At 69.6% G+C, this 16,454-nt stretch carries 12 protein-coding genes; 9 read left to right on the forward strand and 3 right to left on the reverse strand.

All coding sequences use genetic code 11. From position 1 onward, the window contains the following. Positions 1–63: 63 nt before the first annotated feature. Entirely contained in the window at positions 64–225 is a 162-nt protein-coding gene (locus ACIBCM_RS09200; protein ID WP_399241353.1) for a hypothetical protein, read from the reverse strand. A gap of 726 nt (positions 226–951) precedes the next feature. On the opposite strand from ACIBCM_RS09200, the gene ngcE reads away from it, so the two are divergent. From ngcE to ACIBCM_RS09245, 9 genes are all read left to right on the forward strand, one after another. Beyond that, positions 952–2,397 carry an N-acetylglucosamine/diacetylchitobiose ABC transporter substrate-binding protein gene (gene ngcE, locus ACIBCM_RS09205; RefSeq protein ID WP_399241354.1) on the forward strand — a complete coding sequence of 482 codons (1,446 nt, stop codon included), beginning with the start codon at positions 952–954 and terminating at the stop codon, positions 2,395–2,397. A gap of 97 nt (positions 2,398–2,494) precedes the next feature. Further along, complete coding sequence (locus tag ACIBCM_RS09210; protein ID WP_399241355.1) at positions 2,495–3,424, forward strand: carbohydrate ABC transporter permease; 930 nt, start codon at positions 2,495–2,497, stop codon at positions 3,422–3,424. Next, complete coding sequence (locus ACIBCM_RS09215) at positions 3,424–4,350, forward strand: carbohydrate ABC transporter permease (protein WP_399241356.1); 927 nt, start codon at positions 3,424–3,426, stop codon at positions 4,348–4,350. Before ACIBCM_RS09210 ends, ACIBCM_RS09215 begins: the two co-directional genes overlap by 1 nt. Positions 4,351–4,629: 279 nt before the next feature. Beyond that, positions 4,630–5,829, forward strand: coding sequence for an ROK family protein (locus tag ACIBCM_RS09220; protein WP_399241357.1), 1,200 nt, complete (start codon positions 4,630–4,632; stop codon positions 5,827–5,829). A gap of 123 nt (positions 5,830–5,952) precedes the next feature. Beyond that, positions 5,953–7,065, forward strand: coding sequence for a substrate-binding domain-containing protein (locus tag ACIBCM_RS09225; RefSeq protein WP_399241358.1), 1,113 nt, complete (start codon positions 5,953–5,955; stop codon positions 7,063–7,065). A 502-nt stretch (positions 7,066–7,567) separates the two neighbouring features. Further along, positions 7,568–8,353 carry an ATP-binding cassette domain-containing protein gene (locus tag ACIBCM_RS09230; protein ID WP_399241359.1) on the forward strand — a complete coding sequence of 262 codons (786 nt, stop codon included), beginning with the start codon at positions 7,568–7,570 and terminating at the stop codon, positions 8,351–8,353. Next, positions 8,354–9,655: a sugar ABC transporter permease gene (locus ACIBCM_RS09235; RefSeq protein WP_399241360.1), complete on the forward strand. Its 1,302-nt coding sequence runs from the start codon at positions 8,354–8,356 to the stop codon at positions 9,653–9,655. It abuts the gene before it with no gap. A 483-nt stretch (positions 9,656–10,138) separates the two neighbouring features. After that, positions 10,139–12,061 (forward strand): 1-deoxy-D-xylulose-5-phosphate synthase, encoded by a 1,923-nt coding sequence (gene dxs, locus ACIBCM_RS09240; RefSeq protein ID WP_399241361.1) that lies wholly within the window; start codon positions 10,139–10,141, stop codon positions 12,059–12,061. Positions 12,062–12,398: 337 nt separating this feature from the next. Then, entirely contained in the window at positions 12,399–13,925 is a 1,527-nt protein-coding gene (locus tag ACIBCM_RS09245; protein WP_399241362.1) for an amino acid permease, read from the forward strand. Between the two features lie 392 nt (positions 13,926–14,317). Here ACIBCM_RS09245 and ACIBCM_RS09250 read toward each other — a convergent pair whose 3' ends face one another. Both ACIBCM_RS09250 and ACIBCM_RS09255 read right to left on the reverse strand, forming a co-directional pair. Next, positions 14,318–15,010, reverse strand: a complete 693-nt coding sequence (locus ACIBCM_RS09250; RefSeq protein WP_399241363.1) for a pyridoxamine 5'-phosphate oxidase family protein — start codon at positions 15,008–15,010, stop codon at positions 14,318–14,320. After that, on the reverse strand, positions 15,007–16,407 hold the full coding sequence (locus ACIBCM_RS09255) for an amidase (RefSeq protein ID WP_399241364.1): 1,401 nt from the start codon (positions 16,405–16,407) through the stop codon (positions 15,007–15,009). The genes ACIBCM_RS09250 and ACIBCM_RS09255 overlap by 4 nt, the downstream gene beginning before the upstream one ends. Positions 16,408–16,454: the final 47 nt, after the last annotated feature.

Consider the following 16,454-nt stretch of genomic DNA (forward strand, 5'->3'; position numbering starts at 1 on the left):
TCGGGTGATAGAGACGCTGGTTGTTCCGCGTGATCTCCGGACAGGTTGCCGAGCGAAATCCGGTCATTCCGTCCCCGGCTGAAGATCGGCCGGATGTTCTCTGCTCCCGCCCGCCGCCGCGTTTTCGCCGTCGGCGCCTGCTTCTGTGACCTTGTCGGTGATATTGCCCGGAATTCCAGGGGCGAAGCCGCTATTGGCGTTGGATGACTGCTTCTTTCCGTCCATTCCGACTTTCACGGTATTGCGCCGGTTCAGTGGATGTCCGTGCGGCTCGGAGGAGGAGCTGAACCGGTGTTCGGGAGCGGGGGAAGGGGCGAGGTCGGGGGCCCGGCGCCACCGGGGCACGGGCGGCCCCGGCCCGTGTCCCCGTAGGGGAGAGGCGGGCGGAGGCGCCCGCGCGGGCGCGGCGGACGGGAGGCTCCGGTTGTGGCGGGCGCGGGCCCGGCCCGGGGAGGCCGTGGAGGGGACAACGTTGTCACCATGATGCGGACGTTCCAGTAGGGAGCCGAGCGGCATACGGCGTCAAGTGTGCTGACGTGAAGTCGGGGCTGGAATCGGCCATTCCGGCAAAGATGATCAAGATATGGCTCTCCCGGTGCCGTCCGCAGATATCCGGGAGGTCTCAACTCGGGAAAGACTGCCGTCGAACATTGCTTTCGATCTTGCTCCTCCGAAGGTAAGTGGACTATACCTGTCGGCGTCCGGGCTGCTTGTTGCACATGCTGCTCGGGCCAGGGGGAATGGAGAATCGGACAGTCGTGCGCGTAACGTCTGCCGCTCTCGACCCGTTTCCGCTGTCGAACGGTGCACAACCCAAGTTTTTGAGTTCGCGCGGGAGAGCCGCGGGAGTACACAGCAATTGACCGCGGTGGCGTGGCCCTTCGCCTTCAGGCGAGACGGACGGGCGACTTGTTCACCGCCTGAGTCCTGAATGAAGGCGAGGACTTGAGCATGGGATCCACCTCCGCCCACAACAATGAGGGCCTTGGCCGCCGTGATCTGATCAAGCGCTCCGCGGCGCTCGGCCTGCTGACGGTGCCGGCGATGGGCTTCCTGTCCGCCTGCGCCAGCGGGGACAGCAAGGACAACAACTCGGTCGACAAGGGCAAGAAGACCGCGAAGAACCCGCTCGGGGTCAATGAGACCGCCCCGCTCGACTTCGTCCTCTTCGACGGGGGCTTCGGCCAGCAGTACGCCAAGGACGCGGTCAAGGTCTACGAGACCAACTACCCCAAGGCCAAGGTCAAGTTCCACGCGACCCAGCTCATCCAGAGCGAGCTCCAGCCGCGGTTCAACGGGGGCAACCCGCCGGACCTGATCGACAACTCCGGCAAAGAGCAGATGGACATGGGCGTCCTCGTGGGCAAGAAGCAGCTCACCGACCTGACCCCGCTGCTGGACGCCGCCTCCGCCGACGACCCGAACAAGAAGGTCCGCGACACCCTCCGGCCGGGCATCGTCGAGATGGGCCAGTTCGACGGCGCGCCGGTCTGGATCCTCTACTACGCCTACACCGTCTACGGCACCTGGTACTCCCAGAAGCTGCTCGACTCGCTCGACGCGAAGTACCCCGAGACCTGGGACGAGATGCTGGCGGTCTGCGCCAAGGCCAAGAAGAAGGGCATCGCGGGCTGGACCTACGCGGGCGTCCACCCGTACTACATCCCCTTCTCGCTCTACCCGATGATCGGCAAGGTCGGCGGCCGCGACGTCCTCGACGCGATCGACAACCTGGAGCCCAACGCCTGGAAGCACCCGGCGGTCAAGACCTGTCTGGAGGCCTACTACGAGCTGTTCAAGAAGGGCTACATCCTCAAGGGCACCCCGGGTCTCGACCACATCCAGTCGCAGACCAAGTGGACCGAGGGCAAGGCGCTCTTCCTCCCGAACGGCTCCTGGGTGGAGAACGAGGCGGCGAAGACGATGCCGAAGGACTTCAACCTGGCCGTCTCCGCGCCCACCGGCATGGACAGCTCCGACAAGCTGCCGTTCGGCACCATCTGGGCCTCCGGCGGTGAGCCGTTCATCGTCCCGGCCAAGGCGAAGAACAAGGAAGGCGGGATGGAGCAGCTGCGCATCATGCTCAGCGAGGCCTCCTCCAAGAACTTCACCCAGTCGGTGAAGTCCCTGACGGCCTTCGACGGCGGCACCGACGGCATCGAGCTGACCCCGGGCCTGAAGTCCGCCGTCGCCGCCCTGGAGAAGGCGGGCACCAATGTGCTCAACCCGCGGCTGCAGGACTGGTACGTGGCGCTCCAGAAGGAGAAGATCGGCGTCGCCGGCCTGGGCGAGATGATGGCCGGCCGCATCACCCCGACCGAGGCCATCAAGAGGATCCAGGGCTTCGCCGACGAGGCCGCCAAGGACGACTCGGTCAAGAAGTACAAGCACCAGTGATCCCCGGCCGGGGCCCTGTCCGCCGACCGGGAACGGGGCCCCGGCTCCCCACACGGCACCAGCGGTGCTGCCCGCAGGAAGATCGGGGTCGGTAGGAATGCAACACGGCAAGTACCGGTTCATCGTGGGGTTCCTGGTGGTCCCCCTGGCGCTCTACGCGCTGTTCGTCATCTGGCCGTTCGTCCAGTCCATCTACTACTCCTTCACGGACTGGAGCGGGCTGAGCCCGGAATTCTCGATGGTCGGTTTCGACAACTACACCAAGTTGCTGGACGACGACGTCTTCTGGAAGTCGGTCCAGCACAGCCTGACCTTCGCGGTGGTGCTGCCGCTGCTGACGGTCGGGCTCGCCCTGTTCTTCGCGTTCATGCTCAACGTCGGCGGCAGACGCCGCAAGGGCGCCGCGATCGCCGGAGTGCGCGGCTCGTCCTTCTACAAGATCGTGTACTTCTTCCCCCAGGTGCTGTCGATCGCGATCGTGGCCCTGCTGTTCAAGTTCGCGTACAACCCCGCCGACGGCGCCATCAACTCCGCCCTGAAGGCGGTCGGGCTCGGCAGCGTCCAGCCGGACTGGCTCGGGGACCCCGACCTCGCCCTGATGTGCGTGATGGCCGTACTGGTCTGGTCGACCGTCGGCTTCTTCGTCGTGCTCTTCTCCGCGGGCATGGCCTCGATCCCCCGGGACTTCTACGAGGCCGCGCTGCTGGACGGCGCCAACCGCTTCACGACCTTCTTCAAGATCACCCTGCCGCTGCTCTGGGACACCGTGCAGTCCGGGTGGATCTATATGGGCATCCTCGCGCTGGGCGCCGAGTCCTTCGCGGTCGTACAGATCATGACGGTGGGGCCGAACGGCGGTGGCCCCGACTACTCCACCATCGTCATGCCGCTGTACGTGTATCAGAAGGCGTTCCGGGACGGCCAGGCCGCCTACGCGACCACGATCGGCGTCGCCCTGCTCATCGTCACGCTGCTCTTCGCGGCCGTGGTGATGCGGCTCGGCCGTCGCGAGCGGCTGGAGTACTGATGAAGACGACTGACACCACACACGCCGGCGTCGAGGGAGACGGCGGCCATGTGATCAAGACGGCCGCCCCCGGGCCGGGGGAGTCCACCGGGCAGCAGACCGGGGGCTCGGTCCTCAATGTCTTCTCCCACGGCGTCCTCGTCATCTGGGCGATCATGGTCGTGCTGCCGCTCCTGTGGGCCGTCATGACCTCCTTCAAGACGGACCGGGCGATCTTCTCCTCGCCCTGGGCCCTGCCGGACAAGCTGCATTTCGAGAACTGGTCGCGCGCCTGGAGCGAGGCGCATATGAGCGACTACTTCCTGAACACGGTCCTCGTGGTGGGCGGCTCGCTCATCGGCACCCTGCTGTTCGGGTCGATGGCGGCCTACGTGCTGGCGCGCTTCGACTTCCCCGGGAACCGCTTCATCTACTTCCTCTTCATCGGAGGGATGAGCTTCCCGGTCATCCTGGCGTTGGTGCCGCTCTTCTACGTCCTGCAGAACATGGCCCTGCTGAACACGCTGCACGGTCTGATCCTGGTGTACATCGCCTACTCGCTGCCGTTCACCGTCTTCTTCCTCACGGCCTTCTTCCGTACGCTGCCGACCTCGGTGGCGGAGGCCGCGTTCATGGACGGGGCCTCGCACACCCGGACGTTCTTCCAGGTCATGCTGCCGATGGCCAAGCCGGGGCTGATCAGCGTGGGTATCTTCAACTTCCTGGGGCAGTGGAACCAGTATCTGCTGCCGACCGTGCTCAACACCGAGCCGGAGAAGAAGGTGCTCTCCCAGGGCCTGGTCCAGCTGGCGGTGAGCCAGGGGTACAAGGGGGACTGGTCCGGTCTCTTCGCCGGTCTGGTGATGGCGATGCTGCCGGTCCTGGCGGCGTACATCATCTTCCAGCGGCAGGTGGTGGCGGGACTGACGGCGGGCGCACTCAAGTAGCGGGGCCGGCGGCCCGGCGCCCGGGCGGTCGGCGCCCGCGCGCCGGGCCCCACGCCCTCACCCGCCCGCGAACGCCCCCCGGTGGATCACTCCACCGGGGGGCGTTCGGCGTTCCCCGGCCCCCTGCCCCTGCCGCCCGCCCGGTCAAGGTCTTGACGTGATCAGCCCCGGACAGTGAGGTTGGAGTTCACAAGTTGGAGAAAAGCCGGAGATCCACGGAGGATTTCCGGCCGGAGGACCGCCGTCGTGCCGCCCTCCGGGGGCAGGAGTGGATCAGCCATGGAGACTCCGGGATCGCAGACATCGCTGCACCGGGCCAATCTGGAACGGGTCGTACGGGCCGTTCGTACGGCGGGCTCGCTGACGCAGGCGGAGATCGCGCGGAGCACGGGCCTGTCGGCGGCCACGGTCTCCAATATCGTCCGTGAGCTGAAGGAGAGCGGAACGGTCGAGGTCACACCGACGTCCGCAGGCGGCCGGCGGGCCCGCAGCGTCTCGCTCAGCGGGGACGCGGGCGTGGTCGTCGGCGTCGACTTCGGCCACACCCATCTGCGGGTGGCGGTCGGTGATCTCGCCCACCGGGTGCTGGCGGAGGAGTCCGAGCCGCTCGATGTGGACGCCTCGTCCGCGGACGGCCTCGACCGGGCGGAGCACCTGGTCAACCGGCTGATCGCGGAGACCGGGACCGCCCGGGACAAGGTGATCGGCGTCGGCCTCGGGGTGCCGGGGCCCGTCGACGGGGAGGCCGGCACCCTCGGATCCCCGTCGATACTGCCCGGGTGGACCGGGGTCAGCCCCGGCAAGGAGCTGTCCGGGCGGCTCGGGATGCCCGTCCACGTCGACAACGACGCCAATCTCGGCGCTCTGGGAGAACTCGTGTGGGGCGGTGGCCGGGGGGTGCGCGATCTCGCGTACATCAAGGTCGCGAGCGGTGTCGGGGCCGGGCTGGTGATGGACGGCCGGATCTACCGGGGGCCCGGCGGCACGGCCGGTGAGATCGGGCACATCACCCTGGACGAGTCGGGCCCGGTCTGCCGCTGCGGCAACCGCGGCTGTCTGGAGACCTTCGCCGCCGCCCGGTACGTCCTGCCGCTGCTGCACTCCTCGCACGGGCCCGGCATCACGATGGAGCGCGTGGTGGCGCTCGCCCGCGACGGCGACCCCGGCTGCCGCCGGGTCGTCGCCGATGTCGGCCGCCACATCGGCAGCGCCGTCGCCAGCCTCTGCAATCTGCTCAACCCGAGCCGGGTCGTCCTCGGGGGAACCCTCGCCGACGCCGGTGAGCTGGTCCTCGGCCCCATCCGGGAGTCCGTGGCCCGGTACGCGATCCCCAGCGCCGCCGCGCATCTGGTGGTGGTGCCCGGGGCGCTCGGCGGCCGGGCCGGGGTCCTGGGCGCGCTGGCCCTGGCGCTGAGCGAGACGGGTGACTTCACCCTGCTCGGATATGAGCCACCGAACGGGGGCAAAGTCTTCACTTAGAGAACACATGGCACCGTTGTCATCTCGTTAAGGATTTACTCCTTGACCCTGACAGCAGGGCCGAGTTGACTGCCTGCCACCTCGGCCGTACCGGCCGCGGCCCCGTCAGGGAGGTTTGCCCAGATGAACGCACATCTGCGTCGTGCCGCGGTCACCACCGCGGCCGCAGCGGCGGCCGTCGTGCTCGCCGCCTGCGGAAGCGCGAAGGAGTCCGGCGACAAGCCGAAGGAGTCGGGCGGCGCGAAGGGGGACGACCTCACGGTCGGACTGCTGCTGCCGGAGAACCAGACCGCACGGTACGAGAAGTTCGACAAGCCGCTCATCGAGAAGAAGATCAGCGAACTGACCGACGGCAAGGGCGAGATCGTCTACGCCAACGCCAAACAGGACGCGACGCTCCAGACCCAGCAGGTCGACACGATGATCACCAACAAGGTCGATGTGCTGATCGTGGACGCGGTCGACTCCAAGGCGATCGCGGGCGGGGTGAAGAAGGCCAAGGACGCCGGGATCCCGGTCGTCGCGTTCGACCGGCTGGCCGAGGGGCCGATCGACGCCTACACCTCCTTCGACAACGAGGAGGTGGGCCGGGTCCAGGGCAAGGCGCTGCTGACGGCGCTCGGGCCGAAGGCCAAGGACGGCCAGATCGTGATGATGAACGGCTCGGTCACCGACCCGAACGCGGCGCTGTTCAAGAAGGGCGCCCACTCCGAGCTGGACGGCAAGGTGAACATCGGCAAGGAGTACGACACCAAGGAGTGGAAGCCGGAGAACGCCAACGCCAATATGGAGGCGGCGATCTCGGCGCTCGGCAAGGGCCGGATCATCGGTGTCTACTCCGCCAACGACGGTATGGCGGGCGGCATCATCACCGCCCTGAAGGCCGCGGGCTTCACCAAGCTGCCGCCCGTCACCGGGCAGGACGCCGAACTCGCCGCCGTACAGCGCATCATCGCCGGTGAGCAGTTCGCGAGCGTCTACAAGCCGTACGCGGGGGAGGCGGACGCCGCCGCCGAGATGGCGGTCGCGCTCGCCCAGGGCAGGAAGCTCGGCGGCATCGCCCAGGACACCGTGGACAGCCCGACCACCAAGGGCGTGCCGTCGGTCCTCGTCCCGGTGGTCTCCCTGACGAAGGACAACATCAAGGACACGGTCCTCAAGGACGGCATCTACACCGTCGCCGAGATCTGCACTCCCAAGTACAAGGCGGCCTGCGACAAGCTCGGCCTCCGTTAGCGCCTCCGCCGGCGAGGTGACGTCAAGGCCCCGGAGCCGGGGCCCTCAACGACCGCTCCCGAGCCGGCGCCCGGGCGACAGTCCCCCGACCCGGGGGCCGAAAGACGCCCCCGACCCGGGGGCCCGAGCCACCGATCCGGATCCGCAGGCCCGAACCGCGGCTCCGAACCACCGCCCCCGACCCGGAGACCCGGACCACCGACCCCGAACCACCGTACGCACCCCGACCCCCGGGGAAGCCCGAGGTCCCGGGGCTCCCGCGCGGCCCGTGCGCCGCCCGGAGCCCCGTCCGCCCCGGAATCCCCGTACCACCCAAAGGCCGCACCCCTTGACCGCACGCCCCCGGAACCCGGGGTCGCCCCCCAGCTCGTCCGGCGCCCTCCCGGCCCAACCACCCCGCTGCCGGCGGGGCGCCGGACGACCCGCTTCCCTCCCAGCCCTGCTGCTCAGCATCCGCGCCCCACCCCGGCGCGGCGCCCCCGCCGGTCAGGCGGCGAAGGAGATGGTTCATGTGTCCGCTGCGCCCGTGCTGGCGTTGCGAGGGGTCTCCAAACGCTTCGGTGCCGTCCAGGCGCTCACCGATGTCGAGATGGAGGTCCGCTCGGGCGAGGTGGTCGCCCTCGTGGGCGACAACGGCGCCGGAAAGTCCACCCTGGTCAAGACGGTCGCCGGAGTGCACCCCGTCGACGGCGGTGTCATCGAGTGGGACGGCGCGCCGGTGTCGATCACCCGGCCGCACGACGCCCGGGCGCTGGGCATCGCGACCGTCTACCAGGACCTCGCGCTCTGCGACAACATCGACGTCGTCGGGAACCTCTACCTCGGCCGGGAGATCCGCAGACACGGCATCCTCGACGAGATCGAGATGGAGCGCCGCGCCCGTGTACTCCTCGACACCCTCGCGATCCGTATCCCCAGCGTCCGGATCCCGGTCGCCTCGCTCTCCGGCGGCCAGCGCCAGACCGTCGCCATCGCCCGCTCCCTGCTGGGCGAGCCACGGCTGGTCATCCTGGACGAGCCCACGGCCGCCCTCGGCGTCGAGCAGACCGCCCAGGTCCTCGACCTCGTGGAGCGGCTGCGTGATCGCGGCCACGCCGTCCTTCTCATCAGCCACAGCATGGCGGACGTCAAAGCGGTCGCCGACCGGGTGGCGGTCCTGCGCCTCGGCCGCAACAACGGTGTCTTCGACGTCCGTTCCACCTCGCAGGAGGACATCATCTCCGCCATCACCGGCGCCACGGACAACGCAGTGACCCGCCGGGCGGCGCGCGACGCGGAGGGACGGTAGATGAACCTCGACAAGACTCCCGGGGGCGCCGACGGCGCCGACCGCGCGCCCGTGGTGAACACGGAGGCGGCCACGGCCGCGGTGACCGCGGTCGACCCCCGGCTGCTGGTGCGCGAAGAGGGCTTCTCGGGCTATCTCTCCGAGTTCCGGCGGAAGCTGAGCGCCGGTGACCTCGGCTCCCTCCCGGTCGTCGTCGGACTGATCCTCATCGCAGCGGTCTTCCAGACCCTCAACCCCAACTTCCTGTCCGCCGAGAACCTCAGCAACATCGCCGTCACCATGGTCGCCACCGGGATGATGGCCGTCGGGATCATCTTCGTCCTCCTCCTCGGCGAGATCGATCTGTCCGTCGGCTCGGTCAGCGGTGTCTCCGGGGCGATCGTCGCCGTGCTGACCGTGACCCACGGCATGAACGAATGGCTCGCCGTCGCCGTGGCCCTGGTGAGCGGCGCGGCCATCGGGGCCCTGCACGGCTTCTTCTTCGCCCGGCTCGGTGCCCCCGCCTTTGCCGTCACCCTCGCCGGACTGCTGTTCTGGCTCGGCTTCATGCTCCAACTCCTCGGTGAGAACGGCACGATCAACCTCGACAGCGAGGGCGTCGTCGGCAGGCTGACCACGTACTACTTCACCGATGTGGCCGCCGCCTACGGACTCGCCGCCGTCGCCGTCGCCGTGTTCCTGTGCTCCGGACTCCTCGACAGCCGCCGCCGCGCCGCCGCGGGTATCCCCTCCCGGCCCCCGGCCGACATCGTGCTGCGCACGGCGCTGCTCGCGCTGATCGCGTTCGCGGCGGCCTTCGTGTTCAACCAGTACAAGGGGCTGCCCCTGGCGTTCGTGCTCTTCCTGGCGGTGCTGGTGACGACGGACTTCGTCCTGCGCCGCACCGCGTACGGCCGCATGATCACCGCCCTCGGCGGCAGCGTGGAGGCGTCCCGGCGGGCCGGCATCAACGTCACGGCGGTACGGATCTCGGTCTTCGCCGTCGCCGGCACCTTCGCCGCCGTCGGCGGACTGTTCTGGGCGTCCAAGATCGCCGCGGCCAATCAGAGCGCCGGAGCCGGCGACCTCCTGATGAATGTGATCGCCGCGGCCGTCATCGGCGGCACCAGCCTCTTCGGCGGACGCGGCCGGACCTGGAACGCGCTGCTCGGGGTGATGGTCATCGTGTCCATCCAGTACGGCCTGGCCCTGGAGAGCATCGCCACCCCGATCCAGTACATGATCACCGGCGGTGTGCTGCTGGCCACCGTGGTGATCGACTCCGTCACCCGCAGGACCCAGAAGACGGCGGGCCGCGCCTGACCCCGGCCACCGTGGCCCCCGTCACCGGCTCGCCCGGTCCCGGTGCGGCGAATCCCAGGGGACCGGGCGCCACGGTGTCCGGGGCCGGACCCGCCGTCGCCGGTGCCCCGGCAGGGATCCGGGCGTCGCCGGTGTCCGCACCGGGCGGACCGGTGGAAGGTCCGGGCGCCTCCGTCGAGGGACGCGGGCGGGAGCCGTCGTACGGGCCCGGCGTCATCGGAGTGCCGGATGTCACGCCGTACGACCGGGTGTCGCCGCTCACAGATCCGGGCGCCGGCGGCCGCCGCGCCCCCCGATCGCGCGCACCCCGGGGCCCCACGACCCCGGCGGGCCGGGCATTGTCGCGTATCCGTCCCGGGGCGGCCACCGGTATGACCCAGAACGCACCGCCCGATGACCAAGGGCAGCGGGGGAACACTAGACTCGGCCGAATCGCCACGCTCGACCGCAACGCTCACCAGCTCAATACGCAAGGAGGCACGGGTGGCACTGCTTACCCGTATCAGGGGACCGCGCGATCTGGACCGGCTCAGCCCGGAGGAGCTGGATCAGCTGGCCGAAGAGATCCGGACCTTCCTCGTCGACGCCGTCTCCAAGACCGGCGGCCACCTCGGTCCCAACCTCGGTGTGGTCGAGCTGACCATCGCCCTCCACCGGGTCTTCGAGTCCCCGAGGGACAAGATCCTGTGGGACACGGGCCACCAGAGCTATGTGCACAAGCTGCTCACCGGCCGCCAGGACTTCTCCCGGCTGAAGATGAAGGGCGGGCTCTCCGGTTACCCGGCGCGCGCCGAGTCCGAGCACGACATCATCGAGAACTCCCACGCCTCGGCCGTCCTCGGCTGGGCCGACGGGATCGCCAAGGCGAACGAGGTCCTGAGGAAGGACGACCACGTCGTCGCGGTCATCGGCGACGGCGCGCTCACCGGCGGTATGGCCTGGGAGGCGCTGAACAACATCGCCGCCGCCAAGGACCGCCCGCTGGTGATCGTCGTCAACGACAACGAGCGCTCCTACGCCCCGACCATCGGCGGTCTCGCCAACCACCTCGCCACCCTCCGTACCACCGACGGCTACGAGCGTTTCCTCGCCCGCGGCAAGGACATCCTCGGCCGTACCCCGGTCGTCGGAAAGCCGCTGTACGAAACCCTCCACGGCGCCAAGAAGGGCCTCAAGGACTTCATCGCGCCCCAGGGCATGTTCGAGGACCTCGGCCTCAAGTACGTCGGCCCGATCGACGGCCATGACATCGAGGCGCTGGAGTCCGCGCTGGCCCGCGCCAAGCGCTTCGGCGGGCCCGTGATCGTCCACTGCCTCACCGAGAAGGGCCGCGGCTATCAGCCCGCCCTCCAGGACGAGGCCGACCGCTTCCACGCCGTCGGCAAGATCCACCCCGACACCGGGCTGCCGATCGCCAGCTCCGGACTCGACTGGACCTCCGTGTTCGGCGAGGAGATGGTCAAGCTCGGCCGGGAGCGCGAGGACGTCGTCGCGATCACCGCCGCCATGCTCCAGCCCGTCGGACTGGAGAAGTTCGCCAAGGCGTTCCCCGACCGCGTCTACGACGTCGGCATCGCCGAGCAGCACGGCGCGGTCTCCGCCGCCGGTCTCGCCACCGCCGGAGTGCACCCCGTCTTCGCGGTGTACGCGACCTTCCTCAACCGCGCCTTCGACCAGGTGCTCATGGATGTCGCCCTGCACCGGTGCGGGGTGACCTTCGTCCTGGACCGCGCGGGCATCACCGGCACCGACGGCGCCTCCCACAACGGCATGTGGGACCTGTCGATCCTCCAGGTCGTCCCGGGCATCCGGATCGCCGCGCCGCGCGACGCCGACCAGGTCCGCGCCCAGCTGCGCGAGGCCGTCGCCGTCGACGACGCCCCGACCGTGGTCCGCTTCTCCAAGGGCGCGGTCGGCCCCGCGGTCAAGGCCGTCGGCCGCGTCGGCGGTATGGATGTGCTGCGTCCCGCCGACGCCGCCCGGCCCGATGTGCTCCTCGTCTCGGTCGGCGCGCTCGCCCCGATGTGTCTGGAGATCGCCGATCTCCTCGACAAGCAGGGCATCTCCACCACCGTCGTCGACCCCCGCTGGGTCAAGCCGGTGGACGAGGCCCTCGCACCGCTCGCCGAGCAGCACCGCGTGGTCGTCACCGTCGAGGACAACAGCAGGGTCGGCGGCGTGGGCTCCGCGGTCGCGCAGGCACTGCGGGACGCCGGTGTCGACGTCCCGCTGCGAGACTTCGGCATTCCGCCGCGCTTCCTCGACCACGCCTCCCGCAAGGAGGTCATGACCGAGATCGGTCTGACCGCGCCGGACATCGCGCGCCAGGTGACGGGTCTGGTCTCCCGGCTCGACGGCCGTTTCGGGAGCACCGCGGCCGAGGCGGTGGAACCCGCCCGCGACTGACGGGCTCCCGTAGCGCGTTCGGCGAGTTCCCCGCGTGTCGCGGCGCGGGAACGGCACTCTCCCGTGCTCCTTCTCATACGGACCGAAGACGAGGCCCTCCTCCCGCCCGGCGGAAGGAGGGCCTCGTCCGCGCGCGGACGCCGAGGAACGCCGTACCTCTTGGACGACTCCGCAAAGTGTCCGCCGGAACACGCTGAGGCACGAGTGACGCGGGCCGGTGAGGGCACCCTGGACGGGTGGTCCTACCGGCCCATTCGCGTGAACTCCACCCGTATGGGCGCGTTCGGGCCGGTGACGGTCCCGATCATGTCGAGGACGACAAGCGTGGAGGTGCACGGTGAGCACTCAGTCAGACCCCGCCGACCGGGCGGGGGCCTTCCGGACGAAGAGCATCGAGCAGTCCATCCGCGACACGGAAGAGCCGGAGCACGCACTCAGAAAGTCCCTGTCCGGGCTGGATCTCACCGTTTTCGGAGTCGGTGTCATCATCGGCACCGGCATCTTCGTCCTCACCGGAGCCGTCGCCAAGGAGAACGCGGGCCCCGCGACGGCCATCGCCTTCGTCGTCGCCGGTGTGGTCTGCGGTCTCGCGGCCCTGTGCTACGCCGAGTTCGCCTCCACGGTCCCCGTCGCGGGATCGGCGTACACCTTCTCGTACGCCTCACTCGGCGAGCTTCCCGCGTGGATCATCGGCTGGGACCTGGTGCTCGAATTCGCCCTCGGTACGGCGGTGGTGGCCGTCGGCTGGTCCGGCTATCTGCGCTCTCTGATGGACAACATCGGCTGGCATCTGCCCGCCGCGCTGTCCGGGACCAACGACGTCACGGGATTCGGCTTCGATCTGCTGGCCTTTCTGCTGGTGCTGGCCCTCACCTGCATTCTGGTCCTCGGGATGAAACTCTCCGCCCGGGTCACCTCCATCGTCGTGATCATCAAGGTCGCGGTCGTCCTGGTGGTCATCGTCGCCGGGTCCTTCTTCATCACGGCGTCGAACTACAACCCCTTCATCCCCCCGCCGGTGAGGTCGGAGGGCGGTTCGGGCATCCAGGAGCCGCTGGTCCAGATGATGTTCGGGTACGCACCCACCAACTTCGGTGTGATGGGCATCTTCACCGCGGCCTCCGTGGTCTTCTTCGCCTTCATCGGCTTCGACGTGGTGGCCACCGCGGCCGAGGAGACCAAACTCCCGCAGCGGGACATGCCCCGGGGCATCCTCGGGTCCCTGTTCATCTGCACCGCGCTCTATGTCGCCGTGTCGATCGTCGTGACCGGAATGCAGAACTACAGGGACCTGTCCATCGACGCCCCGCTCGCCGACGCGTTCAAGGCCACCGGGCACCCCTGGTACGCGGGCTTCATCAGCTTCGGCGCGGTCATCGGGCTCACCACCGTCTGTATGATCCTGCTGCTCGGCCAGACCCGGGTGTTCTTCGCCATGAGCCGCGACGGGCTGCTGCCCCGCTTCTTCTCCCGGACCCATCCGCGCTTCCGCACCCCGTACCGTGCGACCATCCTGCTCGGCTGCGTCATCGCCGTCATCGCCGGACTCACCAACATCCAGGAGCTGGCGGCCCTGGTGAACATCGGCACCCTGTTCGCGTTCGTCCTCGTCGCCATCGGCGTCATCGTCCTGCGCCGTACGCGCCCCGACCTCCCGCGGGCCTTCCGTACCCCGCTGGTGCCGTGGCTGCCGATCGCGTCGGTGGCCGCCTCGCTCTGGCTGATGCTCAATCTGCCGACCGAGACCTGGGTCCGGTTCGGCATCTGGATGCTCCTCGGTGTGGCGGTGTACTACCTCTACAGCCGTAAGCACAGCCGGATCCGCCACACCGACGCCCCGCCGACCGGGGACCGGCCCTCGTGACCCGGGCCGGTACGGGGCCCACGCGTGCCGGGGCGGTTCCGCGGGCGGGTCACTCCCGGGGCGCAGGCCCGGGGCCCGGCGCCTCAATCGCCGGCGGGGCTGGGTTTCCTGTTCCTGGTTTGGGCGTCCGGTGGGGCGGCCGGGCTCTGCGCTATCCCGGGGCTCCGCCCGGGGCCCGGCGCCTCAATCGCCGGCGGGGCTGAGGTTGCTCCCGCGCACCGGACTTCGCATTCGGCCCGGGACCACCGGGGCTTCTGTCAGCCCCTGACTATGGCTTGGCCGCGTTCTGCCCGGCATGGTGTCCACGGCCGCATTCGCGCCCGTACTGCGGGTCACATGCCGGGCCTTCACGGTCCTACGTCGTCCTCGGGCGGCATACGACCGAGCGGCGTTCACAGGTTCGGTGGTCCCGTCCAGCCCTTGAACGATTCGGGGACGGAGACGGTCCACGGCCCCAGGCCGTCGGGGACCGGTGTGCCGAGCCCGGGGGTGAAGGGGATCTCCCCGGCCCACACCCTGGCGTCCAGATCCTCCCGGGCGTCGACGGCGGGACCCGTGCGGGCCTTGACCGAGGACTCGGCGAGCACCAGTCCCACGACCGTGGTGCGGGACAGTTCCCTGGAGGACAGGGGACGGACCTCGTCCAGCCGTTCCGGAGGCAGCAGGCGGGTGAGGAGACGGGTCATGACCTGCCGTTTGACGGCCTCGTCCACGACCGGGCGGGCCTGGCCGAACGCCATCACGGAGCGGTAGTTCACCGAGTTCTCGTAGGCCGAACGGCCCAGCACCAGGCTGTCGAGCAACGTCGCCGTCACACTCACCGGAGCACCGGAGGCCAAGGTGCCGAGAGCGCGGTTGGCGGGGGCGCCGTGGAAGTACAGGGTGTCGTCCAGCCGTACATGGAGCATCGGCATCACATGGGGGAAGTCCTCGATGACCAGGCCGACATGGCAGAGCAGGGCCTCGTCCAGGACCCGGTACGCGGCAGCCGGATCGTAGTCGGCGCGGGCCGGGCGGCGCCGGACCCGGACCCGCTCGCTGGCGGGCTTGTGCTGTCCGTCGCCGGACTGTCCGTCGGCGCTCATGAACGTACCTCCGATTCGATGGGGCTCGGGCTCGTATGCCAGTCGGTGAGGTGCTCGTAGGCGCCCGCCAGATCGAACAGCCGGGGTTCCGCGTAAGGCGCGCCGATCCACTGCAGGCCGACGGGCAGTCCCTCGGAGAAGCCCATGGGCTGGCTGATCACGGGAAGGTCCGCCATGCTCAGCGGGATCGTGAAGGCGCCGGCCCGGAGTTCGATCTCGGCGACGCCGTCCGGGGTGGAGGCGACGGTGGGCACGGTGGGGGCGATGAGGGCCGTCAGGCGGTGAGTGGTGAGCAACTCGGTCCAGGCGTCGCGTATCCGCCCGCGGTCGGCGGTCGCCCGGGCGTAGGCGGCCTCGTCGATGTCCATGCCCGCCTCGATGACGGCGAGGACGCCGGGGCTGTAGAGGTGCGATCCGGTGGCCAGTGCGGGACGGTGCTGGGCGGCCAGTTCGTACAGGGCGAGGTCCCGGTACGCGGGCATGACCAGTTCCTGTGCCGGGCTGACGACATCGATCAGTTCGGCGCCGGCGCCCTTGACGACCTCTTCGGCCGCGCTGAACGCCGCCCGGACTCCCGGGTCGGAGCCGTCCGCCCAGTCCCGTACGACGCCGATGCGCACACCGCGCAGCGCCGTCTCCGGGGCCGCCGGTGCTGTGTCATGACCGGCCGGGCGGCGGACTTCACTCGCCGGGTCGGCGGAGTCGTAACCGGTGATCGCGTCGAGCAGGATGCGGGCATCGGTCACGGTGCGGGCGAGGGGGCCCACCCGGTCCAGGCTCGGGGCAGCGGGCAGGAGACCGGCGCGGGAGACCAGACCGCCGGTGGGCCGGACGCCCACCACGCCGCAGAACGCCGCCGGGATGCGGATCGACCCTCCGGTGTCGGAGCCGAGCGACGCCGCGCAGGCGTGGGCGGCCACCGCGGCGGCCGAGCCGCCGCTCGACCCGCCCGCGATACGGGCGGTGTTCCACGGGTTGGCGGTCGGCGCGCAGGCGATGCCCACCGCGCACTCCTGGGTGGTGTTCTTGCCGAGGATGACGGCACCGGCCTCTCTCAACAGCCGGACGACTTCCGCGTCCCGGCTCGGGCGCCGCCCGGCGAAGGCCCTGGAGCCGTACTCGGTGGGCAGGCCGTCGGTGTCGATCACGTCCTTCACCGCGAGGGGAACACCGTGCAGGGGTCCCCTGCTCCCGCCGCGCGCGATCTCCTCGGTGGCGCTCCGGGCCCGGGCGAGCGCCCCGTCCCGGTCGACGCGGACGAATGCGCGCACGGCACCGTCCACGGCGTCGATACGGTCGAGATACGCCTCGGTGAGTTCCCGGGGGGTCACCTGGCCGGACGCGATGCGTTGTGCCGCCTCGGTGATGGTGAGCGAGGTCAGGGGCGGGGTGGTCATGCGGTTCCTTACGGAGGTGAGGGGTCCGGGCGGACCGGGTGTGGCTG

The organism is Streptomyces sp. NPDC051018 (genome assembly GCF_044456085.1).
Taxonomy (GTDB): Bacteria; Actinomycetota; Actinomycetes; order Streptomycetales; family Streptomycetaceae; genus Streptomyces.